Annotated in this window: 29 protein-coding genes; 11 read left to right on the top strand and 18 right to left on the bottom strand. The window is 69.6% G+C overall.

Annotation, left to right across the window (positions count from 1 at the left end):
- Positions 1–17: 17 nt before the first annotated feature.
- Complete coding sequence (locus tag AC1D2H_RS15720; protein ID WP_477930121.1) at positions 18–656, bottom strand: LysE/ArgO family amino acid transporter; 639 nt, start codon at positions 654–656, stop codon at positions 18–20.
- 73 nt (positions 657–729) lie between these two features.
- Between AC1D2H_RS15720 and AC1D2H_RS15715 the strand changes: the two genes are divergently transcribed.
- Positions 730–1,635: a LysR family transcriptional regulator ArgP gene (locus tag AC1D2H_RS15715; protein ID WP_478011602.1), complete on the top strand. Its 906-nt coding sequence runs from the start codon at positions 730–732 to the stop codon at positions 1,633–1,635.
- Here AC1D2H_RS15715 and AC1D2H_RS15710 read toward each other — a convergent pair whose 3' ends face one another.
- Entirely contained in the window at positions 1,636–1,812 is a 177-nt protein-coding gene (locus AC1D2H_RS15710; protein WP_477930125.1) for a hypothetical protein, read from the bottom strand.
- A 296-nt stretch (positions 1,813–2,108) separates the two neighbouring features.
- On the opposite strand from AC1D2H_RS15710, the gene AC1D2H_RS15705 reads away from it, so the two are divergent.
- Entirely contained in the window at positions 2,109–2,336 is a 228-nt protein-coding gene (locus AC1D2H_RS15705) for a hypothetical protein (RefSeq protein ID WP_477930126.1), read from the top strand.
- A gap of 3 nt (positions 2,337–2,339) precedes the next feature.
- Here the strand turns inward: AC1D2H_RS15705 and pssA are convergent, their stop codons facing one another.
- The 6 genes from pssA to ypfJ form a co-directional block, all read right to left on the bottom strand.
- On the bottom strand, positions 2,340–2,957 hold the full coding sequence (pssA, locus tag AC1D2H_RS15700; RefSeq protein WP_477930128.1) for a CDP-diacylglycerol--serine O-phosphatidyltransferase: 618 nt from the start codon (positions 2,955–2,957) through the stop codon (positions 2,340–2,342).
- A gap of 19 nt (positions 2,958–2,976) precedes the next feature.
- Positions 2,977–4,062 carry a nucleotidyltransferase domain-containing protein gene (locus AC1D2H_RS15695; protein ID WP_478011601.1) on the bottom strand — a complete coding sequence of 362 codons (1,086 nt, stop codon included), beginning with the start codon at positions 4,060–4,062 and terminating at the stop codon, positions 2,977–2,979.
- Positions 4,059–5,015: an HprK-related kinase A gene (locus tag AC1D2H_RS15690; RefSeq protein ID WP_478011600.1), complete on the bottom strand. Its 957-nt coding sequence runs from the start codon at positions 5,013–5,015 to the stop codon at positions 4,059–4,061. The genes AC1D2H_RS15695 and AC1D2H_RS15690 overlap by 4 nt, the downstream gene beginning before the upstream one ends.
- Positions 5,012–5,296 (bottom strand): HPr-rel-A system PqqD family peptide chaperone, encoded by a 285-nt coding sequence (locus AC1D2H_RS15685; RefSeq protein WP_477930134.1) that lies wholly within the window; start codon positions 5,294–5,296, stop codon positions 5,012–5,014. The genes AC1D2H_RS15690 and AC1D2H_RS15685 overlap by 4 nt, the downstream gene beginning before the upstream one ends.
- A gap of 37 nt (positions 5,297–5,333) precedes the next feature.
- On the bottom strand, positions 5,334–6,086 hold the full coding sequence (locus tag AC1D2H_RS15680; protein WP_478011599.1) for a hypothetical protein: 753 nt from the start codon (positions 6,084–6,086) through the stop codon (positions 5,334–5,336).
- 171 nt (positions 6,087–6,257) lie between these two features.
- A complete protein-coding gene (gene ypfJ, locus AC1D2H_RS15675; protein WP_478011598.1) occupies positions 6,258–7,136 on the bottom strand; it encodes a KPN_02809 family neutral zinc metallopeptidase in 879 nt (292 codons plus the stop codon).
- A 126-nt stretch (positions 7,137–7,262) separates the two neighbouring features.
- Here ypfJ and AC1D2H_RS15670 point away from each other — a divergent pair, with 126 nt between their 5' ends.
- Both AC1D2H_RS15670 and AC1D2H_RS15665 read left to right on the top strand, forming a co-directional pair.
- A complete protein-coding gene (locus AC1D2H_RS15670; protein ID WP_477930139.1) occupies positions 7,263–8,057 on the top strand; it encodes a head GIN domain-containing protein in 795 nt (264 codons plus the stop codon).
- 25 nt (positions 8,058–8,082) lie between these two features.
- Positions 8,083–8,724 carry a hypothetical protein gene (locus AC1D2H_RS15665; protein WP_478011597.1) on the top strand — a complete coding sequence of 214 codons (642 nt, stop codon included), beginning with the start codon at positions 8,083–8,085 and terminating at the stop codon, positions 8,722–8,724.
- Here the strand turns inward: AC1D2H_RS15665 and AC1D2H_RS15660 are convergent.
- Positions 8,714–10,459 carry an alkaline phosphatase family protein gene (locus AC1D2H_RS15660; RefSeq protein ID WP_478011596.1) on the bottom strand — a complete coding sequence of 582 codons (1,746 nt, stop codon included), beginning with the start codon at positions 10,457–10,459 and terminating at the stop codon, positions 8,714–8,716. The genes AC1D2H_RS15665 and AC1D2H_RS15660 overlap by 11 nt on opposite strands.
- A gap of 61 nt (positions 10,460–10,520) precedes the next feature.
- Here AC1D2H_RS15660 and AC1D2H_RS15655 point away from each other — a divergent pair, with 61 nt between their 5' ends.
- The 3 genes from AC1D2H_RS15655 to AC1D2H_RS15645 all read left to right on the top strand — a co-directional run bounded on the left by AC1D2H_RS15655 (position 10,521) and on the right by AC1D2H_RS15645 (position 12,786).
- The gene (locus tag AC1D2H_RS15655; RefSeq protein WP_478011595.1) at positions 10,521–11,696 is read left to right on the top strand and encodes a hypothetical protein; all 1,176 of its coding nucleotides are present in this window, start codon (positions 10,521–10,523) and stop codon (positions 11,694–11,696) included.
- Positions 11,693–12,454, top strand: a complete 762-nt coding sequence (locus tag AC1D2H_RS15650) for an enoyl-CoA hydratase/isomerase family protein (protein ID WP_478011594.1) — start codon at positions 11,693–11,695, stop codon at positions 12,452–12,454. Before AC1D2H_RS15655 ends, AC1D2H_RS15650 begins: the two co-directional genes overlap by 4 nt.
- A 95-nt stretch (positions 12,455–12,549) precedes the next feature.
- Complete coding sequence (locus tag AC1D2H_RS15645) at positions 12,550–12,786, top strand: hypothetical protein (protein WP_056266878.1); 237 nt, start codon at positions 12,550–12,552, stop codon at positions 12,784–12,786.
- Between the two features lie 81 nt (positions 12,787–12,867).
- Here AC1D2H_RS15645 and AC1D2H_RS15640 read toward each other — a convergent pair whose 3' ends face one another.
- Positions 12,868–13,428, bottom strand: a complete 561-nt coding sequence (locus tag AC1D2H_RS15640) for a thymidine kinase (protein WP_478011593.1) — start codon at positions 13,426–13,428, stop codon at positions 12,868–12,870.
- Between the two features lie 167 nt (positions 13,429–13,595).
- On the opposite strand from AC1D2H_RS15640, the gene AC1D2H_RS15635 reads away from it, so the two are divergent.
- From AC1D2H_RS15635 to AC1D2H_RS15625, 3 genes are all read left to right on the top strand, one after another.
- Positions 13,596–13,799, top strand: coding sequence for a hypothetical protein (locus AC1D2H_RS15635; protein ID WP_056266871.1), 204 nt, complete (start codon positions 13,596–13,598; stop codon positions 13,797–13,799).
- A 171-nt stretch (positions 13,800–13,970) separates the two neighbouring features.
- Entirely contained in the window at positions 13,971–14,447 is a 477-nt protein-coding gene (locus tag AC1D2H_RS15630) for a MarR family winged helix-turn-helix transcriptional regulator (protein WP_478011592.1), read from the top strand.
- Positions 14,444–15,112 (top strand): GNAT family N-acetyltransferase, encoded by a 669-nt coding sequence (locus AC1D2H_RS15625; protein WP_478011591.1) that lies wholly within the window; start codon positions 14,444–14,446, stop codon positions 15,110–15,112. Before AC1D2H_RS15630 ends, AC1D2H_RS15625 begins: the two co-directional genes overlap by 4 nt.
- Here the strand turns inward: AC1D2H_RS15625 and AC1D2H_RS15620 are convergent.
- The 4 genes from AC1D2H_RS15620 to AC1D2H_RS15605 all read right to left on the bottom strand — a co-directional run bounded on the left by AC1D2H_RS15620 (position 15,099) and on the right by AC1D2H_RS15605 (position 21,793).
- Positions 15,099–16,466, bottom strand: coding sequence for an efflux transporter outer membrane subunit (locus AC1D2H_RS15620; protein WP_478011590.1), 1,368 nt, complete (start codon positions 16,464–16,466; stop codon positions 15,099–15,101). The genes AC1D2H_RS15625 and AC1D2H_RS15620 overlap by 14 nt on opposite strands.
- Positions 16,467–16,474: 8 nt before the next feature.
- Positions 16,475–19,699, bottom strand: coding sequence for an efflux RND transporter permease subunit (locus AC1D2H_RS15615; protein WP_478011589.1), 3,225 nt, complete (start codon positions 19,697–19,699; stop codon positions 16,475–16,477).
- A gap of 75 nt (positions 19,700–19,774) precedes the next feature.
- Positions 19,775–20,980 carry an efflux RND transporter periplasmic adaptor subunit gene (locus AC1D2H_RS15610; protein ID WP_478011588.1) on the bottom strand — a complete coding sequence of 402 codons (1,206 nt, stop codon included), beginning with the start codon at positions 20,978–20,980 and terminating at the stop codon, positions 19,775–19,777.
- Between the two features lie 27 nt (positions 20,981–21,007).
- Complete coding sequence (locus tag AC1D2H_RS15605; protein WP_477930159.1) at positions 21,008–21,793, bottom strand: alpha/beta hydrolase fold domain-containing protein; 786 nt, start codon at positions 21,791–21,793, stop codon at positions 21,008–21,010.
- 83 nt (positions 21,794–21,876) lie between these two features.
- Between AC1D2H_RS15605 and AC1D2H_RS15600 the strand changes: the two genes are divergently transcribed.
- Positions 21,877–22,812, top strand: a complete 936-nt coding sequence (locus tag AC1D2H_RS15600; RefSeq protein ID WP_477930161.1) for a LysR family transcriptional regulator — start codon at positions 21,877–21,879, stop codon at positions 22,810–22,812.
- 5 nt (positions 22,813–22,817) lie between these two features.
- Here the strand turns inward: AC1D2H_RS15600 and AC1D2H_RS15595 are convergent, their stop codons facing one another.
- From AC1D2H_RS15595 to trpD, 4 genes are all read right to left on the bottom strand, one after another.
- Positions 22,818–22,976 (bottom strand): hypothetical protein, encoded by a 159-nt coding sequence (locus AC1D2H_RS15595; protein WP_477930163.1) that lies wholly within the window; start codon positions 22,974–22,976, stop codon positions 22,818–22,820.
- A gap of 398 nt (positions 22,977–23,374) precedes the next feature.
- On the bottom strand, positions 23,375–24,076 hold the full coding sequence (locus AC1D2H_RS15590; RefSeq protein ID WP_478011587.1) for a uracil-DNA glycosylase: 702 nt from the start codon (positions 24,074–24,076) through the stop codon (positions 23,375–23,377).
- On the bottom strand, positions 24,073–24,864 hold the full coding sequence (gene trpC / locus AC1D2H_RS15585) for an indole-3-glycerol phosphate synthase TrpC (protein WP_478011586.1): 792 nt from the start codon (positions 24,862–24,864) through the stop codon (positions 24,073–24,075). Before trpC ends, AC1D2H_RS15590 begins: the two co-directional genes overlap by 4 nt.
- Positions 24,864–25,898 carry an anthranilate phosphoribosyltransferase gene (gene trpD / locus AC1D2H_RS15580; protein ID WP_477930168.1) on the bottom strand — a complete coding sequence of 345 codons (1,035 nt, stop codon included), beginning with the start codon at positions 25,896–25,898 and terminating at the stop codon, positions 24,864–24,866. The genes trpC and trpD overlap by 1 nt, the downstream gene beginning before the upstream one ends.

The following is a 25,898-nucleotide window of genomic DNA, read 5'->3' as shown; positions in this document are numbered from 1 at the left end:
GCTGTCCTTTGGAGTTCTTAGAGGGGTTGCAGGAGGAGTTGTAAACCCAGGGCCGCCATCAGCACAGCGACGAGGGCATCGATGACGCGCCAGGTGTGGGCGCTGCGCAACCGCGGCGCGGCGGCGGCGGCCCCAAAGCCCAACAGGCCGAACCACATCGCCGAGGCGAGCCCGGCGCCTGCGGCGAAGGCCGCGCGCAACTCGGCCGGCTGGCGCGCGCCCAGGCCGCCGAGCAGCACGACGGTGTCCAGGTAGACGTGGGGGTTCAGATAGGTGAAGGCGAAGGCGGCCGACAAAGTCGCGCCCAGGCTGGAGGCGGAGGTCGCGGCGTCCAGTGCCGCTGCCGGCCGCCAGGCGCGCCGCGCCGCCAGCACCGCATAGCCGAGCAGGAAGGCCGCGCCGCCGAAGCGGAAGATTTCCAGCAGCAGGGGCTGGCCCTGGATCAGCGCGCCGAGGCCGAAGACGCCCAGGGCGATCAGCAGCCAGTCCGACAGCGTGCAGACCGCGACGACGGCGCCGACATGTTCGCGCTTGAGCCCTTGGCGCAGCACCAGCGCGTTCTGCGCGCCTATGGCCAGGATGAGGCCGGCGCCCATGGCCCAGCCCTGCACGAAGACGGCGGGCGCGGTTGCAGAGGCCAGGGCGGAAGCGGGCATCGGCGGATTCTCTGCATCGCCGCGCAATTCAAGAAGCGTCATTCATATTCTTCGCCATACATTAGAAGTTCTTATGAATGAGTTCGATCCCGCCGCGCTGGACTGCCTGGCCGCCCTCGCGGATGAGCAGGGCTTCGAGCGCGCCGCCCAGCGCCTGTCGATCACGCAGAGCGCCGTGTCGCAGCGGCTGCGCTCGTTGGAGGCCCAGGTCGGCCAGCCTCTGGTGGTGCGTTCGCGCCCGCTGCGCCTGACCGAGGCCGGCAAGGTGCTGCTGCGCTTTGCCCGCCAGTTGCAGGCCTTGCGCGTCGATGTGGCGCGGGAACTGGGCGAGCGCGTGGCACCGCAATCGCGCCTGGCCATCGCCGTCAACGCCGACAGCCTGGCGACCTGGGTGCCGCCGGCGCTGGACGCGCTGGTGCAGCGGGGTCTGCGCGAGGGCTATGGGCTGGAGTTGGTGGTCGATGACCAGGACTTCACCCATGACAGCCTGCGCCAGGGCGCCGTGCTGGGCTGCATGTCCACGGTGGCGGAAGCGCTGCAGGGCTGCCGCGTGCAGGCCCTGGGGGTCATGCGCTATGTGGCGGTGGCCAGCCCGGGGTTCCTGTCCGCGCAATTGCCGGACGGCCTGCACGCCGGCAATTTCGCCGACACGCCCTTCCTCGTCTTCAACCGCAAGGACGACACCCAGGTGCAATGGGTGTCGCAGGCCTTCGGCGTGCGCTCACCGCGGCTGCGGGAGCGCTTTGTGCCGTCCAGCGAGGCCTATGTACGTGCCGCCGTCATGGGCTGGGGCGTGGGCGTGGCGCCCGAGATCCAGGTGCGGCCCCTCGTCGAGGCGGGGCAGTTGGTGGTGCTGAGGCCGGAGATCGGCGTCGACGTGGCGCTGTACTGGCACCAGTGGCAGTTGCAGGGGCGGGGCGCGCTGCTCGACCAGATCGGCCAAGCCCTGGCCGATGGCGCCAGGCTCGCCCTGGGCTGATCAGCGGGTGGCCGTGACCGGTGCGGAGGCGGCCGCTGCGGCCGGTGCCGCGGCCTGCGCCAGCATCAGGCTGGCACCTCCCTGCTCGGGGTGGACGGCATGCGCCATCCAGAGCGTGCTGAAAAGCACAGCCGCAATCAGGGCGCTGGCGACCCATTTCAACAGTTCTGAACTCATGCAAGAAGCCGGGGGGCTTGGAGGTGGGGCAGCTTAAGCGCCGAACCTTGCGAACCTATCCTGAGCTCTAGGGAGGCGCAGAAAAGAATTGCAAAAGCGCAACGACCCCCTCGGATTGGGGGCGCCGGCCCAAAAGGCCCATCGCTACTGGGAAAAACAGCTGTTGCGGCCGTGCGGTAATGCCAGTAGAGGCAATATTTACTCACAGATGAGGGGTTCGGTTGTCACACGAATCCCGCACACTGGGTTCACGGTGCTGATGTTGTTGTCGGCCCGTCAAGCGAGTGAGGTCTGCCATGCGATTCGTTCCAGCGCTGCGTTTCTTCCGCCGTGACGTCGCTGCGCGCAGCGAACCGGATCCCGCTGACCTCGGCACCGCTTTCGGACTGGACGCCTGCCTCGATGGCGTCGGCGTCAGCGAATACCGCAGCCAGGCGCCCAGCGATTTCCTCGAATCCCAGTCGTCGCCTCGCGGCCACCAGGAATCGCCGTTGAGCTGGCTGACGCGCCGGACGGCCGCCTAAAGTCTAAAGCTTGGGAATCCTGATCCGGCTCACCATCAACGAGCCGGACAGCGCGAACAGCAGCACCAGCGGGTGCAGCCTGAAGCCCGCCACCCACCAGACGCCGCCCCAGAGCGCGTCACCGACGGCACCCTGAGCCGCTGCCACCCACAGCACGGCGACGAGCAGCATGGATGTCGGGATCGGCGTCCCCTCGAAATACGCGACCTTGTCCGAGCCGGCGCTGAGCTTCTCCGCCGTCACGTTGTAGCGCGCCAGCCGGCTGACGCCGCAGGCGACGAAGAACACCAGCACGACGCGGTCGTACAGCCCCTGCATGCCGCAGCCATAGGCGATGGCCGCCGGCGCGACGCCGAAGGAAATGATGTCGGCCAGGGAATCCAGTTCGCGGCCCAGGGCCGAGCTCTTCTGGCGCCAACGCGCGATGCGGCCGTCCAGCACGTCGAAGGCCAGGGCCAGCGGAATCAGCGCACAGGCGTATTGCAGATGGCGGGACTCTCCGCTCTGCAGAAAGCTCATCACGGCGAACAGGGCGCCCATGCCGGCGCAGGCATTGCCGAGGGTGAACCAATCGGCGAGATGGAACTCGCGGATCATCGAAAAGGGCTTGGGCTTGTCCATGGCCGTATTGTCGGCGCTGTCACGCGGACTGCGCCTCACTGGGAGGTTGCAGGCGCAACCAGGCTTTGCGGGCGAGATGGCGCGCCAGCAGGCCGGCGGGCATGCGCACCCAATGCGACCGCAGGTAAAGGGCCAGCCGGGCGGCGGCGGTCAGCGGGCCGTCGCAACTCGCATGCACCGGCATCAGCGCGCGCTCGTAGCAGGCGTCCAGCAGGGCCTGGCGACGCGGGCTGGCAGCCTCGGCGACCTGGCGCATCACCTCGGCCGGCACCGGCGTGCCGAGCAGGCGGGTGGTGTAGCGCAAGGCGTGAAACAGCGGGCCGGTCAGGCCCAGCACCTGGGCCCGCGGCAGCAACTCGGCCCAGAAGCCGGCCTTGGCGCCGAAGTCGCGCAGCAGGGTGTCCAGGTCGAAGAGGTCGCGCAGGCCGTTGTCCAGTTCGCCTTCATGGAAGAGGTGGGCGGCGCTGTGCAGGAACATGGTCACGGGCGCCAGCACATGCAGGCCCGGCAGCTCGGGCAGTTCGCGGCTGCCCTCGAACAGCGCGGCCGTGTTGACCTTCACGCGTGCCGTCGGCGGCAGGATGCTGTGGTGCAGGTCCAGGGCCGTGTCGCGCTGCGCGTGGCGCAGCGGCGGGATCTCGTGCATCCACTGGCGGTAGTAGCGGCTGTCGTAGTCGCTGAGTTCCGCGTCGAAGGCCCAGCCGGCCGCCACCAGGCCAGCCTCGGCGGCCTCGATCTGCGCCTTGGGCACGAGCAGGTCGATGTCGCCGAACAGCCGGCCGCGCGCCGCCGGCAGGCCGGCAAGCAGATAGGCCGCGCCTTTCAGCAGGATGGGCTGGATGCCCAGCGGCAGCAGGGCGGCGCGGATGCACTCGGCTTCCCATTGCGTGGCCAGGCGCTGGCGGCGCGCGATCAGCAGGGCCGCGCGCAGGTGCCGGACCGGGCCGGCGGGCAGGGCGTCCAGCTGGGGCTCCAGCCCCATGGCCAGGCGGGCGATCAGGTTGGCGCGGCGCGCCTGGCGGATCAGCAGATCCCAGTCGGCCGGGCTCAGCCGCGCGGCCTGGGCGGGCGCCAGCAGCACCTCGACAAGCAGGGGGCGCGTCATGGCTCGCCCGCCAGGCGGTCGAAAACGTCCACGGCATCGTCCAGCCGCGAATAGGTGAAGGCCCAGCAAGCGGCGCCGTCCACCATGTCGGCGGTGGCCTCGAAACCATCGACACCGTGGATGTCGTAGTTGAAGGCCTGCTCGGCCAGCAGCAGATGAGCCTGGGCCTTGGGCAGCGGTTCCAGGCAGGCCGCGGCGCCGGGTTCGAAGCTGGGCACGACGACCCAGGTCGGCCGCGCGCCTTCGTGGATGCGCGCGATCGCATCGCCGGGCGCCTTCATCAGCGACAGCGTGCCCTTGAGCGTGTCGGGGACGGGCTCGGTCAGCACCGCATCGGGTGCAAAGGCCCGCATCAGCGCGATGGCCTGGTTCTTCAGGTTGACCGGGCGCGCCAGGCCGTAGATCCGGCCGTCGCGCGGGTCCAGCAGCGCCAGCTCGTCGGACAGCAGCCGCCAGCCGCGTTGGGCCAGGGCCGCCGTCAAGGTGCTCTTGCCCGAGCCCGGCGGTGCCGGCAGCACCAGGGCGCGGCCGTCGCGCTCCAGCACGGCGGCGTGATAGACGACGAAATGGTGGGCATGGGCCGTGACCGCCCAGTTCAGCCCCCACTCGATCATGTGGAAGGCCTGGGTGGCCGGCAGCGTCGTGAACGAAGCCAGGCCGTCGGTCGAGAAACGCGCCTGGCGCTTGCCGGCAAGGCGACGCCACCAGGCATGCCAGCCGCGGTCGAAGTTGACGGCCAGATGGAAGTCGGCGAACTCGTCGTCCCGGCCCAGCGGGAATTCGCCGTACAGGCGCAGCAGGTCGCTGGCCACGCGCGGCACGTCGGATTGCAGCCGGGCGACGAAGGGCGGCAGATGCACCGTCAGGCCGGGCCCGCGCAGGCGCCGCCGCAGTTCGCCTACGCCAAGCGTCGCCAGGGTGGACAGGCGCTGGCCCGCTGGCGCCAGGGTCATGCGACGGCCGTGACCAGGCCCAGCCGGCTGAGCTGCTCCAGCTTGGCGCTCAGCAGTCTCGGCACGGCGTCGGCGTCGAGGTCATCGGGCAGGGAGTCGCGCAGTTCGGCCGCCAGCTCGTCCAGGCCCCAGGGCTGCTGGCGCAACAGATCCAGCAGCTCCAGGCCGAGGGCGTCGATGAGGTGGGTGTTGCCGCTGACGGCGTCGTAGATCACGCCGGCATCATCCCATTCCCGCACGCGCAGGGCCTCGGCGCGGATCAGTTGCCAGCGCGCGGGCACGGCGGCGGGAGGGAGGCGAGGGGGCGAGCCGCCCCGGTCAGACGCAGTTGTCGTCGGCGCAGGCGACGAAGTTCTTCTTCAGGTACTTGATGACGGCGGCCTGGTCCCACTGGGCACCGGTCGGGCCGATGTAGGTCGTGTTGCCGAGCTTGACGAGCACATTCGTCGAGCCGGGCATCAGGCACTTGTTCAGCGTCGAGTTCAGCACCTTGAAATTCAGCCAGGCCACCAGCATCAGCTTCTGGAACTCACCGCAGGTCGAGGAGCCGGCGGCGAAGGTGCCGTTGAAAGGACTCGTGGCGGGCTTCTTGGGCGAGCCGTTCAGGATGCTCCAGACGGTATCCGCCGTGTTGACACCGCTGATGGTCGCTCCGGTGCCCGAAAGCAGCTGCGCGACCGTGTAGCCCTTGTAATACGAAGAATTCGTGTTGGTCACCGTGTTGCGGCTCAGCGGCGCCTGGGCCCAGGGATTGGTGTTCAGCGTGGCGCGGGTCGTGTTGTTCAGCCAGCAGGTCGTCGTGTAGGTCTCGTCGGGGAACAGCCGGGTGGCGTCCTGCGAACGGGTGTACGAGCTGTTGGACTGGCCCTGGGCAGAACCCCAGGTCGACGCCGTATTGCAATGCCAGGCCATGACCGGGCGGCTGGCCAGGGTCAGGGCGGTCGGGACGGCGGCGCCACCCAGCTTGATGAAGCGGCGGCGGCGTGCCGAGGCCAGTTGGCGGGCAGACGCGTCGACGGAGGCCGGCGCCTGGGGCGTCGACTGCGGGTCGTTGATGTGGCGTTCGCTCATGACAGTGGGCCTCGTGTCGTTTTAAGTTGCACCAGACTAGGGAGCAACTCCCCTGGGCTGCAGGGCGCCGATGCTATTTGAGGGCTCGGCGGTTTGGACGGAAGTGTTTCACACAAAGCCTTTTGAGGGTCATCTGAGGCCCCCTTGATTGGGTGGGCCCGAATCGGGGACTCAGAGGGCGGCTGACGAAAAGGTGTCACATGCCTTCAAGTCGCCCGCCTGCAGGCCGGTCTTGAACCAGCGCACCCGCTGGGCGCTGCTGCCGTGGGTGAAGCTTTCGGGCACGACTGCACCCCGGGAGCGCTTCTGCAGCGTGTCGTCGCCGATCTGGGCGGCGGCATTGAGCGCCTCCTCGACGTCGCCCTGCTCCAGCCAGCCTTTGCTGCGCTGCGACAAATTGGCCCAGACGCCGGCGAAGCAGTCGGCCTGCAGCTCCAGCTTGACGCTCATCGCGTTGGCCTCGCGCTCGGAAACGCGCCCGCGGGCCTTGTCCAGCTTGTCGGTGGTGCCCATCAGGTTCTGCAGGTGGTGGCCGACCTCGTGGGCGATGACATAGGCCTGGGCGAAGTCGCCCGGCGCGCCCAGGCGCTGGCGCAGCACGTCATAGAAGCCCAGGTCGATATAGACCTTGCGGTCGGCGGGGCAGTAGAAGGGGCCCATGGCGGCCTCGCCGGCTCCGCAGCCGGTGGGCCAGCGGTCGCGGAAGATGACGAGCTTGGGCGCGGGGTATTGCTGGCCGGAACGCTGGAAGTAGGCGCCCCAGACGTCCTCGGTGTCGGCCAGCACCCGGCTGACGAAAACGGCGCCGGGGTCCTTCGGGTGGTGCTCGGCTGGCGCGCTGGACTGCACGGGCGGCGCGCCCCCGCCGCCATCCAGCAGCCCCAGCACCGTCAGCGGGTTGATGCCGAAGGCCCAGGATGCGAGCAGCGCGACGACGATGCCGCCCACCCCGATGCCGCGCCCGCCGATCGGCAGGCCGCCACCGCCCCCGCCGCCGCTGCCTCGTACGTCCTCGACGTTGTCGCTCTCGCGCTGGCCATCCATCTTCATGCTGGTTCTCCTGCAGATCGGGCCATCCTACGGCCCATGACCGCAGAAATGCAGTCTGTCGCCCGAGGGGCGCGCCGCGCCGACCTGTCGGACAGACTGCCGTCATTGTCCGAACCGGGAACCGCCATGAAACGACTCGCCTTCCTCATCCTGATCGCCGCCGCCTGCGGCACGGCCACCGCCGGTGACAACGACTGGCGGCTGCGCATCAAGAAGGAGTCCGACGGCTGGACGGCCCACTTCAGCGGCCCGATGGACTACGGCAGCGGCAAGAACCGCATCAAGGGATCGGGCGTCAAGGTCGAGAAGGCGCGGGCGCTGGGCGCTTTCAGCAAGCTGCGCATCGACGGGCCTTTCGATGTCAGGCTGACCCAGGCCGGCAGCGACCAGGCCACCGTCGTCGCCGACGACAACATCGAGCCGCTGGTCGAGACCGTCGTCGAGGGTGACGCCCTGGTGGTGCGCATGAAGCGCGAAACCGGCTTCACGACACGCTCCGCGCCGGTGGTGCGCGTCGACGCCCGCGCCCTGCAGGCCATCGCCATCAACGGTTCGGGCGACCTGGCCGTCGAGCGCTTCAAGGCCGACAACCTCAGCCTGAGCATCATCGGCTCGGGCGACGTGCATTTCGGTGTCGTCGAGCTGAAGGACCTGAACGTCAGCATCAGCGGTTCTGGCGATGTGCGCCTGGCCGGCCGGGCCGACCAGCAGAGCTGGACGGTCAGCGGTTCGGGCGATGTCGATGCCCGCGCACTGGCCGGGCGGGCCGCCAAGGTCAACATCAACGGTTCCGGCGATGTGTCGATCGGCGTCACGGAACAGCTGGACGTCCAACTGAGCGGTTCCGGCGACCTCAGCTATGCCGGCCGGCCGCAGTTGCGCCAAAGCGTCAGCGGTTCGGGCGAGATCAGCCGCAGGTGAGTCCCGGCGGCCCAGAATCGGGGCCGTGACTGAAGACGACCTCTGGTGGCAGACGCTGGCCGACGGCCCGCTGCTGCTGGCCCTTTTCGATGCGGACGACCGGCTGCTGCGCGCCAACGCCGCCTATCGCCAGGCCTGGGGCCTGGCTGCCGACGCGTCGCCGGCCTGGGGCCAGATGGTCGAGGCCGCGCGCGGTGGCAGCATCGGCCCGGTCGACACGCCGGAGCGCCGCAGCCGCATCGCCCAGCGCGGCTACGAGCAGGCCTGGCGCGATGGCCGCCGGCTGTGGTGGGTGGAGCAGCGCACGCCGGCGGGCTGCCTGGCGCTGACCGGGGTGGACATCAGTGCACTGGCCGGGCCAAGGCCGCTGACGGGGCAGCTGCTGTCGCTCCAGGCCGGCCGCGAGTTGCTGCAGGCCCTGCTGGCCGATCCGCGCGCCTGGCCCCTGTCCGTGGCAACGCTGGCGCTTGAGGCCGACCCGGCCGAGCTGCTGGCCCGCATCCGTGGCGAGGACGGCTGCATGCGGCTGGACGATGGGCGGCTGCTCGTCATGCTGCCGTCCACCGGGCCGGCCCAGGCCGTGGCGCTGGGCGAACGGCTCGGGGCCCTGACGCTGACCGAGGCCGTCTGGGGCGAGTCGGCCGCGGCGCTGATCCTCAGGGCTTGAGCTGCAGGTCGCGGCCCTGCGCCTGGGCGGGCGCCTTCAGGCCGGCAACGCCGGCCAGCGTGGGCGCCAGGTCGGCCACCTCGACGCGCGCCTTCATCTCACCCTGGCCGACAAAGCCCGGCCCCCAGAACAGCAGGGGCACATGGGTGTCGTAGTCGTAGGGGCTGCCGTGGGTGCTGCCGCCGGCGCGGTAGCTGAAGATCCAGCCACGCTTCAGCACGATCTGCAGCTGGGCGGCGCGCGTCGGGTCGAAGGACTTGCGCATGGCTTCCAGGTAGGGCGTCGTCTTGTCATTGCCGAGCAGTTGCTCGCGCGTGAAGACGGCCGCAACGCCGSGCAGCTTCAGCAGCTCCTCACGCGCCGTGGCCTGCACGTCGGCGAACTTCAGGCCCTTGTCGGCGGCGAGCTTCTCGTTGAGCAGCAGGCCAGAGGCGGAGAAGCTCCAGGCCAGCTTGTCGACGCCGAACTTCGCGGCCAGCGCGCCATTCACGGCCGCCAGCGACGGGGCGTTGGTGAAGCGGCCGGCATCGCGGCCCTGGGTGACGGCCCATTCCGGCGTGTCGGTGAAGCCATGGTCGGCCGTCAGCGCGAGCACGTAGTTGCCGGCGCCCACTGTCTTGTCGAGGAACTGGAAGAAGGCCTGCAGATGGCGGTCCAGGTGCAGGGTGTGGTCCTGCGACAGGCGCGACTCGGGGCCGAAGGCGTGGTTGATGTAGTCGTGGCTGGACAGGCTGACGGACAGGATGTCCTGCACGCCGCGCTGGCCCAGCTTCTCGTTCGTGACGGCCGCGCGCGCAAAGGCCAGCGTCAGCTCGTCGCCGAAGGGCGAGGCCAGCAGGCCGCCGTAGAAGCGCGGGCCCGGGCCGTCCATCTTGTCGCCGATGACGGCCGGCAGCTTGTTGCCGTTGCCGCTGGCGATCTGCCAGGACTGGCCATCCGGCACCGAGCGGGCGTAGGCGCACGCCGGCGACGGGCCGCCCCTAGCCGGTGTAGCCCCCTCGGGGGGTTGGAGCGACGAAGTCGCGAACTGGGGGCAGTCGTAGCCTTGCAACAGCGGCGCCCAGGTCTTCTGGAAGAAGGCATCGGCGGGCCTGGCGGCGTTGAAGTCCGTCACCCACTGCGGATGGGCCTGCATGTAATAGGTGCTGGACGCGAAACGGCCCGTCTCGGTCATATACATATAGGCCGTGCCCTTGTGGCCGGCCGGCAGGATGGCGCCGCGGTCCTTGCCCGAGATGCCGATGACCTTGGACGTGGGCGAGCCCGTGCGCAGCACATCGCCCAGCGTCTCGACCTTGAGGTTGCGCGGGCTGGTGCCGGACAGTGGCGCGGTCGGGCTGTCGATGTACTGGTAGTCCGGATCGCCGGTGTTGTAGACCTGCTCGCCCGTGACCGGGTTGCGCCACTCGTTGCTGATGATGCCGCTGCGCTGTGGATAGGCGCCCGACAGCATCACCGAGTGGCCCGCCGCCGTGACGGTGTGGCCATGGCCGTAGTGGGCGTCGGCGAACCAGCGGCCGCGGTCCAGGAAGCGGGCGAAGCCGTCCGGTGCGAGCTGGTCCCGGTAGCCCGTCACCTGGCGCATCGGCAGGCCGTCGATGACGACGAGGACGAGGAGCTTGGGCTTGGTCTGCGGCGCCGCGGCGGGCGGCGGCGTCGTGCTGCAGGCGCTGAACAGGGGCGAGGCGGCGGCGGCGAAGGCCAGGCTCAACAGGCGACGGCGAGTGTGCAACATGACGTTTTTGTGACAGTGAGTCCGCGAGCTTACGTCGTCACAATGTCTGGCTTGTAAAGCCATGGCCGAGCCCGACGCATTCGATCCCACCCACGCGCTGGACGGCTGGCGCCCACCCGCGCGCGCGCCGCTGCAGAGCCTGGACCTTGGCGCGCTGCTGCATGACGGCAGCCAACCGGCCCGGCTGCCGGTGCTCGGCGCCGAGCCGGGCGCCTTCGACCCCACCCATCTGCTGGACGGCTGGCGTCCCCCCACGCCGGCGCCGCTGGACCTGGAGCTCGGGTCGCTGGCGCGTGCCGGCCGCAGCGGGCCGGACGAGGCCAAGAAGGCGCGGCTGAAGGCGCGTGGCTACGAGATGCATGACGTCGAGGACATCGAGCTGTCCGAGGTGCCGCCGCCCGCGCCACGGCCTGCTGTCGAAGTCATCGAGCCAGCCGTTGCGCCGCCGCCCGAAGTGCCCTGGCCCCTTTTCACGGCGGAGGCGCAGGTCCTGGATGCCGGAGCTCCCTCGCTCGCCGAGTCCGGGCCTGAAGCCGGGCGCGGGTCGCCTGCGCACCCGCCGGAGCTGCAGCAGTTCTTCGACGACATCAAGCTGCCCCAGGTGCCACCTCCGCCCGCGGTCGTCGAAGCGCCGGTGCTGGACTTGCGGGTGGCGCCCCCACCGCCCACGCCCGATCCGCAGCAGGTCATCGCCGACATCGAACTGCCCGAGGTGCAGCCCGTGCCGGCTGTCGCCGAGGCACCCGTGCTGGATGTCCATGCCCGCGCGCCGCGCGCCGATCCCGACCCCAGGCTGGTTGCCGGCTGGCAGCCGCAGGCATGGACGGCGCTGACTCGCCGGGTCGCGGACGCGAGCACGGAGGTGTCGCAGGCGCCGGATGGCCCGCAAGTCGACAGCCACGCGCCGCAATGGCTGTGCGCGATCTGGCCGCCGCAGCAGGCCGACCTGCCCCTGGGCCGCTGGCCGGAACTCGCCGCCCTGGTGGCTGCCGAAACCGGCGCTGCAGCCTTGCAGCAGTTGCTCGTCGAGCTGCCGGGCGACGACCCGCTGTGGTTCACCGAGCTGGAGGCGGACTGGGGCCTGGTGGCCGAACTCGTGCTGCGCCAGGACACCGGCCTGAGGCCGACGCAAGCCCGTGCGCTGCACGCGCTGGTGGCGGCGGAGCGCGATGCCCACCTGGCGCGGCTCGACGCGGCCTATGCGCTGCAGGGGCACGTGGCGAGGCGGCGCGAGTGAGCAGCGGACAGGCGCCGCTGCTGGAGGTCGACGCCGGTGTGGCGCGCATCACGCTGCGCCGGCCGCGCCAGGCCAACCGGCTGGCCGTCGACGACCTCGGTTGCCTGCACCGCCTCATCGACGAGGTGAACGCGAACGAGGCCGTGCGCGTCCTCGTGCTGGCCGGCGAAGGCAAGCACTTCTGCAGCGGCTTCGATCTCGTCGCGCTGGGGGCCATCGACGCCGGCGCCCGCTTCGGGGAGCTGGCCGATGCGCTGGAAGCCGCGCGGCCCATCACCATCGCCCGCCTGCATGGTGGCGTCTATGGCGGCGCGGCCGATCTCGCGCTGGCCTGCGACTTCCGGCTCGGCGCGCCGGCCGTCGAGATGTTCGTGCCGGCCGCGCGCATCGGCCTGCACTTCTATGCCGGCGGTCTGCAGCGTTTCGTCGACCGCCTCGGCCTCGCGACGGCCAAGCAGGTGCTGCTGGCCGGGCGCACGCTGGATGCCGCGGCCCTGCTCGGCTGCGGCTACCTGGACCAGTTGCTGCCGGACATCGAAACGCTGGACGCCGCCTTGCAGGCGCTGACCCGGGAACTGCTGGGCATGGCGCCGCTGGCGCTGCTGCCGATGAAGCAGCATCTGAACGCGATTGCGGCCGGACGGCTCGACGCGGCGCAGCTTGCGCAGGACGTTTTGCGTGCCCGTGATTCGGCCGATCTCGCCGAGGGCCAGGCGGCCTGGGCGGGCAAAAGACCGGCGCAATTCAAGGGGGGTTGAAAGCCCTAGGCCGGGGCTTTCGCCACATCGTGGAAAATACGAGGCTTGCGCCTCTGCCCGGCGCCCCTTTTCACACACTCTTCGACAGGACCAGCGTGGCCAAAGAAACCACCAAGACCACCATCGAAGCGGATGGTCTGCGCTACCGCTCCAAAGCTCCCGGTTCGCCCTTCGCGGCAACCTCTTCTTTCGGCGCAGCAACGATGTCTTGCTTCCTCTGCGGCAAGCACCGCCCGCGTGCGATGCTCAAGTCCAAGAAACTGCTGGGCAAGTCCCAGCCGGTCTGCTCGCCGTCCTGCAAGGAACTCGACGCTCAGATCGCCGCCAAATAAGGCTTCGCCGCCTCGCCACGCGCGAGGTTCATGAACGACAAGTGCCGCCACCGGTCCCGTGCCCGTGGCGGCGCTTTGCATTCACCCCTGGCGAAAGCAGCGGCCGCAGACGGACCGGTAGCGGGCATTGCCGCCGATCTCGACCTGGGCGCCCTCGGTGACCTTGCGGTTGTTGGCGTCCACCCGCATGTTCATCGTCGCCTTGCGACCGCAGTCGCAGATGGTCTTCATCTCGTCCATCTCGTCGGCCAGGGCCAGCAGCCTGGCCGAGCCGGGGAAGAGCTCGCCCTGGAAGTCCGTGCGCAGGCCGTAGCAGATGGCCGGCAGATTGCGCAGATGCGCCAGCTCGTGCAGCTGCTGCACCTGCTGCTTGGACAGGAATTGCGCCTCGTCGACCAGCAGGCAGGCGATGCCGGGGGTCTCGGCGACCAGGGACAGGAAATCGGTGCTGGCATCGAATTGCTCGGCCTGGCGCTGCGGCCCCAGGCGTGACGTGACGAAGCCATGGCCATAGCGGTCGTCCAACCGCGCCGTGAAGATGCGCACCCGGTGGCCGCGTTCCTCGTAGTTGTGCGCCACCTGCAGCAGGGCGGTGGACTTGCCGGCGTTCATCGCGGCGTAGCGGAAAAAGAGCTTGGCCATGTCGTGTTCTCGAGCGGAGCGGCATTGTCCTCGTTCGCTCACCCCGCAGATCGAGGTAGGGAAAGCCCGCGTTTTTGCCTTCTGGAGGCGGCAACCTCGGGCTTGCGAGATGGCGCTGTCATCTTCGCCATGAGTCAATTCACGTTTCGTCCCGACCTGTCTGAAGAATGAGCAAAGACACCGTCACCGCGGTCCGCCAGGATGGCTTGCGCTACCAGTCGAAAATCGGCGGTTCGCCCTTCCTGGGCAGCGGGCACACCCGCTCCTGCTTCAAGTGCGGCAAGCACCGCGCGCCGGCCAGCCTGCAGTCCATCCGGCTGCTTGGCCGCAACGAGGTGGTCTGCAAGCCCAACTGCAAGACGCTGCCCTGATCGCAGCGCCTAGGCGGCGCTGAGGCGCCGCCGCCTTGGGAAGACCGCTGAAAACCGCGCGCGCCGCGGTTGCGGTCTCGTCTCCACCCGAATTCCCGCTTTTTGGCCCGCCCTGGACAAGTTGCGACGTCATGCATAGCATGGTATGCATATCGGATGGCAGGAGTTGCCGTGGTCGAAGACGTTGTCAGGGAGTTGGGCCATCTGAGCCTGGGCACGCGGCTCAAGCGCATCGGCGAGACGCTGCAGGCGCAGACCCAGGTGGTGCTCGCCGCGCATGGCTTCGAGCAGCCGGCGGCCTGGTTCCCACTGCTGGCGGCACTGGACCGGCTCGGGCCCTTGAGCGTCGGCGAGCTGAGCCAGGCCGTGGGCGTCAGCCAGCCCGTCGTGACGCGCTCCCTGCGGGGGCTGGAGGACGAGGGCCTGGTGGCGTCGGAGGCTTCGGAACAGGACCGGCGCGTGCGCCGGGTGGCGCTGAGCGGCAAGGGCCGGGGGCTCGTCGAGCGCTCGCAGCGTGAGGCCTGGCCGGCCATCGCGGCGGCCGTGGCCGAAGCCTGTGCGGGGCTGGAGGGCGATCTGCTCAGGCAGCTGGCGATGCTGGAAGACGCGCTGGTGGCGACGCCGCTGCCGCAGCGGGTGAAGCCATGAGCGACCTCGACCGACCCGTCTGGGCCAGCCTGCTGCACCAGCCGCAGTGGGCGCTGGGCGACCCGCGTGCGCGGCGCTTCAAGGCCGACATCAACCGCTTCGCCGCCGCGCGTGACGACAGCGCGGAAAGCCTGGCCGCCCTGGCTGCGCTCGTGCAGCCCGGCGATGACGCGGTCTACCTCGCCCAGGTGCCGCCCATCGCCGTGCCGCCGGGGCTGGTCGCCGTGAAGGAGGCATTGGGCGTGCAGATGGTGGCGATGCAAGCACTCGAGCCCGACGAGGACGTGCAATTGCTCGGCGACGCCGATGCGGCCGACATGCTGGCCCTGGCCACGCTGACCGAGCCGGGGCCCTTTCTGCCCCGCACCCACACCATGGGCCGCTTCATCGGCGTCCGCATCGGCGGGCGCCTCGCCGCGATGGCCGGCGAGCGCATGCGCTTCCCCGGCCACGTCGAGGTCAGCGCCGTCTGCACCCATCCCGATTTCCGCGGCCGGGGCCTGGCACGCCGGCTGTCGGCCGCGGTGACGGCCGACATCCAGCGGCGCGGCGAGCAGGCCTTCCTGCACGCCTGGACGGCGAACACCGCCGCCATCGCGCTCTACGACAGCCTGGGCTTCGTGCAGCGCGCGACGCTGAACATCGCCGTCCTCAAGCGGGGCTGACCCAGCCCCCACCCAGCGCGCGGATCAGGCCGACCGTGGCCTGGTACTGCGCCGAGCGCACCTGCAGCGCGGCGCGCTTGTTGGCGAGTTCGCTGCGGCGCGCGTCCAGCAGTTCGAGCTGGCTGACCAGGCCGTTGCGGTAGCGCGTGTCCGACAGCTTCAGGGCTTGGCTGGCCGCGCTGACCGCGCGGGCATTGGCCTCGCCCTGTTGCTGCAGCAGCGTCAGCGCACCGAGCTGGTCCTCCACGTCCTTCAGCGCCAGCAGGAACTGCTCGCGGAAGGCGATGGCCGAGCCGTCGAGCTGGGCCTTGGCCGTGTTGACGCCGGCCTCGCGGCGGCCACCGTCGAAGATCGGCAGCGCCGCCAGCAGGCCGATACCCCAGGTGCTGGCACCGCTCTTCAGCAGGTTGGACACCTCGTTGGACACGCCACCGCCCTGGGCCGTCAGCGACAGGCTGGGCCACCAGGCGGCCTGCGCCACACCCACCCGTGCCTGCGCGGCCTGCAGCTGGCTGCGCGCGGCGGCGAGGTCGGGGCGACGTTGCAGCAGCTCGCTCGGCAGGCCGGCGGGCACGCTGGGCAGGGCCGTGGCCCATGCGGTGGGCGCGAGGCGGAAGTTGGAGGCCGGCTCGCCCAGCAGCACGGCCAGCGCCGTTTCCAGTTCCAGGCGACGGCGGTCCAGCGCCAGCGCTTCGGCTTCGTTGGCGGCCAGCTCGGCGCGCACGCGAGCCAGGTCCAGGTCGGCGACGTCACCGGCGCGGGCGCGCTTCTCGGTCAGAGACAGCGTCTCGCCATAGGCAGCGACGGTGCCCCTGACGATCTCGCGCTCGGCATCCAGCGCACGCAGCGCCAGATAGCCGCGGGCGACATTGGCTTGCACCAGCAGGCGGGCGTCGGCCAGCAACTGCTCGCGAGCCCTGACGTCCAGGGCGCTGGCATCGCGCTCGTGCAGCAGGCGGCCGCCGAGGTCCAGCTCATAGGCCAGGTTCAGGCCGGCGCTGTATTGGTTGGCGCCGCGTGCGCCAGGATCGGCGAAGCGACCTGCGCCTGCGGAGGCGCCGAGCTGCGGCAGCCGCGAAGCCTCGGCACCGCCCAGCGCAGCGCGGGCCTGGGCCAGGCGATTGGCCGCCGCCTGCACGCTGGTGTTGGCCGCCATCGCGCGGCCGACGAGATCGTCGAGCACCGGATCGGCGAAGGGCTGCCACCAGCTGGCGGTCAGCGCAGCTGCGCCGTTCGCGGAGGTCGTCTTGTAGGCCGCAGGTGCCTGCGGCAGCTGGGCCGGGTCGACGCTGCCGACCGAGGCGCAACCGGCCAGCAGCAAGGCTGCAAAAAGTGGGGTCAGGTTCAATTTCATGGGGAAGCTCACTTTCCTCGTTGCGGCAGGGCGTCGATGACGGGCCGCGCGGGAGCTGCGGGGGCCGCAGGCGATGCCACCTGGCCACCGTGGTGGCGCAGCGGTGCATTGCCGGTGACGCGGCGCACGATGACGTAGAACAGCGGCGTCAGGAACAGGCCGAACAGCGTCACGCCGATCATTCCGGCGAACACCGCGATGCCCATGGCCTGGCGCATCTCGGCGCCGGCGCCGGTGGACAGCACCAGGGGCAGCACGCCCATGACGAAGGCCATCGACGTCATCAGGATGGGGCGCAGCCGCAGCCGCGCCGCCTCCAGTGCCGCCTGCATCGGCGTGCGGCCGGCGAACTCCAGCTCGCGGGCGAACTCGACGATCAGGATGGCGTTCTTCGCACTCAAGCCGACCAGCACGATCAGCCCGATCTGCGTGAAGACGTTGTTGTCGCCGTGGCTGAGATACACGCCGGTCATCGCCGCCAGCAGGCCCATCGGGACGATCAGCAGGATGGCGATGGGCAGGGTCAGGCTCTCGTACTGCGCGGCCAGCACCAGGAAGACCAGCAGGATGGCCAGCGGGAAGACCCACGCACCCGAGTTGCCGGCGATCTTTTCCTGGTAGGTCAGGTCGGTCCACTCATAGCCGATGCCCGGGGGCAGGGTCTCGGCGGCGATGCGCTCGACGGCGGCCTGCGCCTGGCCCGACGAGAAGCCGGGCGCGGCGCCGCCGTTGATGTCGGCGGACAGGAAGCCGTTGTAGCGCAGCGCGCGCTCGGGGCCGAAGCTGGGCGTGACCTTCATCAGCGCGGACAGCGGCACCATCTCGCCGGCGGACGAGCGCACCTTCAGCGCGCCGATGTCCTCGGCACGGGCGCGGTAGGCGGCATCCGCCTGCACGCGGACCGAGTAGGTGCGGCCGAACTTGTTGAAGTCGTTCACATACAGGCTGCCGAGGTAGATCTGCATGGTGTCGAACACGTCCGTCACGGCGACACCGAGCTGGCGGGCCTTGGTGCGGTCGAGGTCGGCGAACAGCTGCGGCACATTGACCTGGAAGCTCGAGAACAGGCCGGCCAGTTCGGGCGTCTTGTAGGCCTTGGCCATGAAGGCCTTCAGCGCCTGGTCCAGCGCCTCGTAGCCGAGGCCGCCGCGATCCTGCAGCTGCAGCTTGAAACCACCCGTCGTGCCCAGGCCCTGCACGGGCGGCGGCGGGAACATGACGATGAAGGCGTCCTCGATGGCGCCGTACTGGGCGTTCAGCTTGCCTGCGATGGCATCGGCCGACAGGTCCTTGCTCTTGCGCTCGTCGAAGGGCTTGAGCGTCGCGAAGACGATGCCCGAGCTGGCGCTGTTGGTGAAGCCGTTGATCGACAGGCCGGGGAAGGCGACCGCGTGTTCGACACCCGGCGTCTTCAGCGTGATGTCGGTCATGCGGCGGATGACGTCCTCGGTGCGGTCCAGCGTCGCGCCGTCGGGCAGCTGGGCAAAGCCGATCAGGTACTGCTTGTCCTGGCCCGGCACGAAGCCGCCCGGCACGGCCTTGAACAGACCGGCCGTCGCCGCGACGAGCACGAGGTAGACGACCATCATGACGGCCTTGCGCGACATCAGCGTCTTCACGCCGCTGCCGTACTTGGCGGAGCCGCTCGAGAACAGCCGGTTGAAGCCGCCGAAGAAGCGGCCCAGCACGGCGTCCATGCCGCGGGTCAGCGCGTCCTTGGGGGCGTGGTGGTCCTTCAGCAGCAGGGCGGCCAGGGCCGGCGACAGCGTCAGCGAGTTGATCGCCGAGATCACCGTCGAGATGGCGATGGTCAGCGCGAACTGCTTGTAGAACTGGCCGGTCAGGCCGGTGATGAAGGCCAGCGGCACGAACACCGAGATCAGCGTCAGTGCGATGGCGATGATGGGGCCGGACACCTCGCGCATGGCCTGGTAGGTCGCTTCACGCGGACTCAGGCCCGCGGCGATATTGCGCTCCACGTTCTCCACCACCACGATGGCGTCGTCCACGACGATGCCGATGGCCAGCACCAGGCCGAACAGGCTCAGTGCGTTGATCGAGAAGCCGAAGCCGTGCATGACGGCGAACGTGCCGATGATCGACACCGGCACGGCCAGCAGCGGAATGATGGAGGCGCGCCAGGTCTGCAGGAACAGGATGACGACCAGCACCACCAGGGCGACGGCTTCCAGCAGCGTGTGGATGACCGACTCGATGGAGGCGCGCACGAACTGCGTCGGGTCATAGACGATGGTGTATTCCACGCCCTCGGGCATGCCGGCCTTCAGCTCGGCCATGGTCTCGCGGACGTTCTTGGAGATGTCCAGCGCATTGCCGCCCGGGGCCTGGAAGATGGGCACGGCCACGGCGGACTTGTTGTCCAGCAGCGAGCGCAGCGCGTATTCGCTGGCACCCAGCTCGACGCGGCCGAGGTCGCGCAGGCGCGTGACGGCACCGGTCGAGCCCGTCTTGACGATGATGTCGCCGAACTCCTCCGCCGTCTGCAGGCGGCCCTGCGCATTGACGGACAGCTGCAGGTCGATGCCCGCCAGGCCCGGGGAAGCGCCAACGACGCCGGCCGCGGCCTGCACGTTCTGGCCGCGGATGGCTGCCACCACGTCACTGGCCGACAGGCCATGCTCGGCGACCTTCTGCGGGTCCAGCCAGACGCGCATCGCGTAGTCGCCCGAGCCGAACATCAGCACCTGGCCCACGCCCGGGATGCGCGCGAGGCGGTCCTTGACGTTGAGCAGCGCGTAGTTGCGCAGATAGGTCATGTCGTAGCGGTCGTTGGGCGAGGTCAGGTGCACGACCATGGTCAGGTCGGGGCTGCTCTTGACCGTCGTGACGCCCAGGCGCTTGACCTCCTCGGGTAGGCGCGCCTCGGCCTGGCTGACGCGGTTCTGCACCAGCTGCTGGGCCTTGTCGGGGTCGGTGCCGAGCTTGAAGCTGACGGTCAGCGTCATCAGGCCGTCGGTGGTTGCCTGGCTGCTCATATAGAGCATGTCCTCGATGCCGTTGATGGCTTCTTCCAGCGGCGTCGCCACCGTCTCGGCGATGACCTTGGGATTGGCGCCGGGGTACTGGGCGCGCACGACGACCGAGGGCGGCACGACGTCGGGGTATTCCGAGATCGGCAGCGCGCGGATCGACAGCAGGCCGCCGATGAAGATCAGCAGCGACAGCACGCCCGCAAAGATGGGGCGGTCGATGAAGAATTTGGAGAGATTCATGAGGTGCTCCGGCAGCACACCGCCCGCAGGCCGGCTGAACCGGCCCGCCGAGCGGGGTTTCTGTGAGGGAAGGGCTTAGGAGTTCTTGGCCGCGGCTTGCTGGGCCGCGAGTTCAGGCTTTGCATCCATGGCGACGTCCTTGGGCGCAAGGACCGAACCCGGTCTGACGCGCTGCACGCCGCCGACGACGATGCGCTCGCCGCCCTTGAGGCCACTGGTCACGACACGCAGGCCGTTGACGTTGGCGCCCAGCGTCACGCCGCGCCATTCGGCCTGGTTGCCCGCGCCGACGACGATGACATAACGCTTGTCCTGGTCGGTGCCGACAGCGCGCTCATTCACCAGCAATGCCGGCTCGTTCTTCGCCTGGCCCATGCGCAGCTTGGCGAACTGGCCCGGCAGCAGGCGGCCGTCCTTGTTGTCGAAGACGGCGCGCACACGCAGCGTGCCGCTCTTGGCGTCCACCTGGTTGTCGACCAGTTGCAGGCGGCCGGTCATCGCGTCCGCACCATTGCTCATCTCGACCGGAATGCGGTCCAGGCCGCGGCGGTCAGCGGGAAGGGTTGCCAGCGCGCTGCTGACGATCTTCTCGTCGGCGTCGAAGCTGGCGTAGATGGGGCTGACCGACACCAGGTTGGTCAGCACCGGCGCACCGGCGCCCGCGGCAACGAGGTTGCCCGTCGTCACCTCGATCCGGCCGACGCGGCCGGCCACCGGGGCGCGCACCTGGGTGTAGCCGAGGTTGAGCTGGGCCGACTGCAATGCGGCCTGCGCAGCGCGCAGGTTGGCGGCGCCTTCACGCGCGGCGTTGTCCTTCTCGTCGAACTCGCGACGGGCCACGGCGCGCTCTTCCAGCAGGGACTTGGCGCGCTGGGCCTCGCTCTGCGTGTAGGTCACGCGGGCCTGGGCGGCGGCCACCTGGGCTTCCAGGCGCTGCACCTCGGCCTGGTAGGGCGCGGGGTCGATGGTGACCAGCAGATCGCCCGCTTTCACGAGGCTGCCCTCGCGGAAGTGCACGGCCTGCACGGCGCCCGACACGCGGGCCCGCACGTCGACGCGGTCCACGGCTTCGAGGCGGCCGGAGAACTCGTTCCAGGCCGAGACCTCCTGGCTGACGACCTGGGCCACGGACACCGGCGTGGCCGGTGGCGCCGCGGGACCGGAGTTGGCCTGGGCCGCGCCCGAGCCGAACTGGGCGAAGCCCACGGCGCCCAGGGCGACGAGGGCGGCGGCACCGGCAATCAGGCCGGCACGACGGTTGAAACGAGGGGTGGACTGCATTTCTATTTCTCTCCGAAGGTCAATCAATCAAGCGGGAAGCGACAGCGCACGGCGGGCCGCCTCGCGCAGGAACTCGTGGATGGGATTCAGCGCATAGCCGGGCGCGATGGCGGGCAGCGTCAGTTCCTTGGCGGCACCACCCTGCTCGCGCAAGGCGATGGCATAGCGGCGCGACTCGTCGTTCAGCGGGTGGCCGGCAGCGCTGAGGATCAGCGCGGGCGCCAGGCCTCCCAGGCGGCTGGCGTTCAGCGGCGCCGCGTAGGGGTGGTCGGCGCGTGTGCTGCCACCCAGATAGGCCTGCCAGCCCTTGGCGTAGATGCATTCACAGCCACCGCATTCGCCTTCGCGCATGGAGGCGCTGCCGAGGTGGGGATCCAGCATCGGCGAGATCAGCAACTGGCCGGCGAGCTTGGGCGCATGCTGGTCACGGGCCATCAGTGCGAGCGCGGCGGCAAGGTTGCCGCCCGCTTCCTCGCCGGCGACGAAGAGAGCGGTGTGCGGGCTGCCCGTCAGCTTGGCCGGCTTGGCGGCCAGGGCCTGCAGGGCCTCGAAGGAAGCGCTCAGGCCGGCGGGGAAGGGGTGTTCAGGGGCCAGCGGGTAGCTCAGCGCGACGACGTCGGCGCCGGCCGCGGCCAGCATCTCGCCGCGCGCCTGGGTGGCTTCCAGCGAACCGTCAGTGAAGCTGCCGCCGTGCAGCCACAGCAAGAGGGCGCGGTCGCCACCTTCCAGCGGGCGGCGTGCCGTGTAGACCTGGGCCACCAGGCCGGGCGCGGGGCCGAGGCGCAAAGTGGCAGGGGAGGCGATCTTGTCCATGGACCGAAAGATAGGGATCAATGGCTTTGGGATAAACGCCCCTTCAGGTGACTCACTTTTCCTTCACATGGAACAATGAGGGTATGGACCGACTCTCCGCGATGCAAGCCTATGTCCGGGTCGTCGAGGCCGGCACCTTCACCAAGGCCGCCGACTCCCTGGACCTGCCCAAGGCCACCGTCACCCGCCTGATCCAGACGCTGGAAGGCCATCTGCGCACCAAGCTGCTGAACCGCACGACGCGGCGCGTGACCGTGACGCCCGATGGCGCCGCCTACTACGAGCGCGCCATGCGTTTGCTGGGGGACCTGGAGGAGCTGGAAGGCAGCATGAGCCAGGCGCGCATGACGCCGCGCGGGCGCATCCGCATCGACGTCCCCGGCGTCGTGGGCCGCGAAATGATCATTCCGCACCTGCCGGACTTCTATGCGAAGTACCCGGACATCCAGATCGAACTGGGCGTCAGCGACCGCACGGTGGACTTGATCAGCGACAACATCGATTGCGTGATCCGCGGTGGCGAGCTGACCGACCAGAGCCTGGTGGCGCGGCGCATCGGCGAGTTCCGTTTCATCACCTGCGCGACGCCCGAATACCTGCGCCGCCACGGCATGCCGGCCCACCCGCTGGAGCTGAGCCAGGCGCCGCACCGCATGGTGGGCTATTTCTCGGCGCGCAGCGGCAAGGTCATGTCAGACACCTTCCGGCGCGGCGACGAAGAGGTGGAGGTGGTGGGCAACCATGTCATCGCCGTCAATGACGCCAATGCCTATCTGAACGCCGGCCTGGCCCATCTGGGCGTGGTGCAGGTGACCTGCTTCATGGCCGGGCCGCTGCTGAAGAAGGGCGAGCTGGTGCGGGTGCTGGAGGAGTGGGACGCCGACCCGGTGCCGGTCTACGTCGTCTACCCGCCCAACCGCCACCTCAGCAGCAAGCTGCGGGTGTTCGTCGACTGGGTCGTCGAGCTGATCGGCCGCGAGGCGCTGGGCGGCGTCAAGATGCGCTGTACGACGAGCTGAGGGTTTCAGGCCTCGTCGGCCGCGCTGCTGGCCACCAGGGCCGCCGGACCGAAGTCGGAAGCCGTGGGGGCAGGCGCACTGATCGCCAGCAGCATGCCCGCCGCCAGCGCTGCGACGGCCGTCGCGGCGGTGATCAGCGTGAAGAGGTTTCGGGTGGTGTTCATGGTGACTCTCCTGGTCGGCATCCTCTTGTTGGAATGGGGTGTGCCGATAGGTTGTCACTGTAGGAATTGCGCGCCTCGAGAAAAAGCGGGCCAGGTAGAACGGCGAGTTGCTGTCAGCGGAACAATCGCCGGCGCGGAAGGAAGTCTCCGCGGGGCCGTCTGGAAGCCTCCGGGGCAGATTTGGACACTGGGTTCGACTCAACAACCCGGTCAATCAATGTCTCCTCGCCGTTGGACTGTCGCCCTCGCCGTTGCCTTGGCTTTGGTGCTTGCCTTTGTGACGCTTGGGGCCAGCGCCCATGCTTTTGAACGCTACCGGTCGATAGGCGCCGCGGCCACGGAACAGACTGATTGAGTCTCTGCGGCAGTCGCCCTCGGCTGCTCAGACGGCGCTGACGTCAGTGGCCGTCTTCGCTGCGGGGCGACCGGGGCGCGCCGCGGCCGCGCTCTTCGAGCCAGGCCTTGGCGGTCGAGAAGTGGCCACAGCCGATGAAGGGCCGCGGCGGCTTCAGCGCCGACAACGGCGAAGGGTGGTTGGACTTCAGCACCAGGTGATCCCGGCGCGCGGCCTCGATCAGCGGCGCCTTGGCCTGGGCATAGGCGCCCCAGAGCATGAAGACCTTGGGGGCCGGGTCCATGGCCGCGGCCTTGATCAGGGCGTCGGTCAGCACCTCCCAGCCGCGGTTGGCGTGGCTGGCGGGCTGGCCGTCTTCCACCGTCAGCACGGCGTTCAGCAGCAGCGTGCCGCCTTCGGCCCAGCGCACCAGGCTGCCATTGGGCGGGAAAGGCTTGCCGAGGTCGCGCTGGATCTCCTTGAAGATATTGCGCAGGCTGGGCGGGAAGGGCACGCCCTCCGGTACGCTGAAGCTCAGGCCCTCGGCCTGGCCCGGGCCGTGATACGGGTCCTGGCCCAGGATGACGACGCGGGTCGCGGCCAGCGGCGTCAGCGTCAAGGCGCGCAGCGGCTCGGGCGGGTAGATGGTGGCGCCGGCGGCGGCGCGCTCTGCCAGGAAGGCTTGCAGCTTCTGGCCGACCGGCGAATCAGCCCAGGCTTCGACGACAGGTCGCCAGTCCGTGTCGGGGAGAGCCAGCGGCTTCATGCGAACAGCGTGGCCAGCGCCTGACCCGGGTCGGGCGCGCGCATGAAAGCCTCGCCGACGAGAAAGGCGTTGACCTTGGCGTCACGCATGCGCTTCACGTCGGCCGCGCCGAGGATGCCGGATTCGGTCACCAGCAGCTTGTCGGCCGGCACGCGCGGCAGCAGGGCTAGCGTCGTGTCCAGCGTCACGTCGAAGGTGCGCAGATTGCGGTTGTTGATGCCGACCAGTGGCGTCTTCAGTTGCAGCGCGCGGTCGAGTTCATCGCCGTCGTGCACTTCGACGAGCACGTCCAGGCCGAGGGCATGGGCCGTGGCCTCGAGATCGGCCATCTGCGAGTCGGCCAGGCAGGCAGCGATCAGCAGGATGCAGTCGGCGCCCATCGCGCCGGCTTCCATGACCTGGTATTCGTCCACCATGAAGTCCTTGCGCAGCACCGGCAGCTCGCAGGCGGCGCGGGCTTCGCGCAGGTAGGCGGCCGAGCCCTGGAAAAAGCGCTCGTCGGTCAGCACGCTGAGGCAGGCGGCGCCATTGCGGGCATAGCTCTCGGCGATCAGCCCCGGCTTGAAATCCTCGCGCAGCACGCCCTTGCTGGGGCTGGCCTTCTTGATCTCGGCGATGACGGCCGCATGGCCCGCCGCGATGCTGGCGCGCAGCGAGCGCTCGAAGCCCAGGCGCTCGGCCTTGCGGGCTTCGGCCTCTTCACGCTGCGAGGCCAGCGAGCGCTTCAGCTTGGCCGCAGCAATCTCTTCCCACTTGACCTCGACGATGCGGTTCAGGATGTCGCTCATCACTTCGCCCCAAGGCCTTGAGTCTGCTTCACGAAGGCATCGAGCTTGGCGCGCGCCGCGCCGCTGTCCAGGGCCACGCGGGCGCGGGCGATGCCGTCGCTCAGCGTCGGCGCTACGTTGGCCGCATACAGCGTCGCGCCGGCGTTCAGCAGCACGATGTCGCGCGCCGGGCCGGGGTTGCCGTCGAGCACGCCGACCAGCATCTGGCGCGACTGCTCAGGGTTGTCGACCTTGAGGCTGCGGTTGCTGGCCATGGCCATGCCGAAGTCCTCGGGGTGGATCTCGTACTCGCGCACGGCGCCGTCCTTGAGCTCGCCGACCAGCGTCGTCGCGCCCAGCGAGATCTCGTCCATGCCGTCCTTGCCGTAGACGACCAGCGCATGCTCGGCGCCCAGGCGCTGCAGCACGCGCACCTGGATGCCGACGAGGTCGGGGTGGAAGACGCCCATCAGGATGTTGGGTGCGCCAGCCGGGTTGGTCAGCGGGCCCAGGATGTTGAAGATGGTGCGCACGCCGAGTTCGCGGCGCACCGGGGCGATGTTCTTCATCGCCGGGTGGTGGTTGGGCGCGAACATGAAGCCGATGCCGCACTCGTCCAGGCAGGCCGCCACGGCGCGAGGTGCCAGCTGGATGTTGGCGCCCAGCGCCTCCAGCACGTCGGCGCTGCCGGTCTTGCTGCTGACGCTGCGGTTGCCATGCTTGGCCACCTGGGCGCCACCGGCCGCGGCGACGAACATCGAGCAGGTCGAGATGTTGAAGCTGTGCGCGCCGTCGCCACCGGTGCCGACGACGTCCACCAGATGCGGCAGCGGACCCAGCGGCACCTTGTTGGACAGCTCGCGCATGACCTGGGCCGCGGCGGTGATCTCGCCGATGGTTTCCTTCTTCACGCGCAGGCCGGTCAGCAGCGCGGCGGCGATGACGGGCGACATCTCGCCGGCCATGATGCGGCGCATCAGCGTCAGCATCTCGTCGTGGAAGATCTCGCGGTGCTCGATGACGCGCGTCAGGGCTTCGGTGTCGGTGATGGCCAT

The organism is Roseateles sp. P1_C1_2, assembly GCF_056406535.1.
The sequence above is the reverse complement of the archived record's forward strand: the minus strand, read 5'-3'. Positions and strand labels throughout refer to the sequence as shown.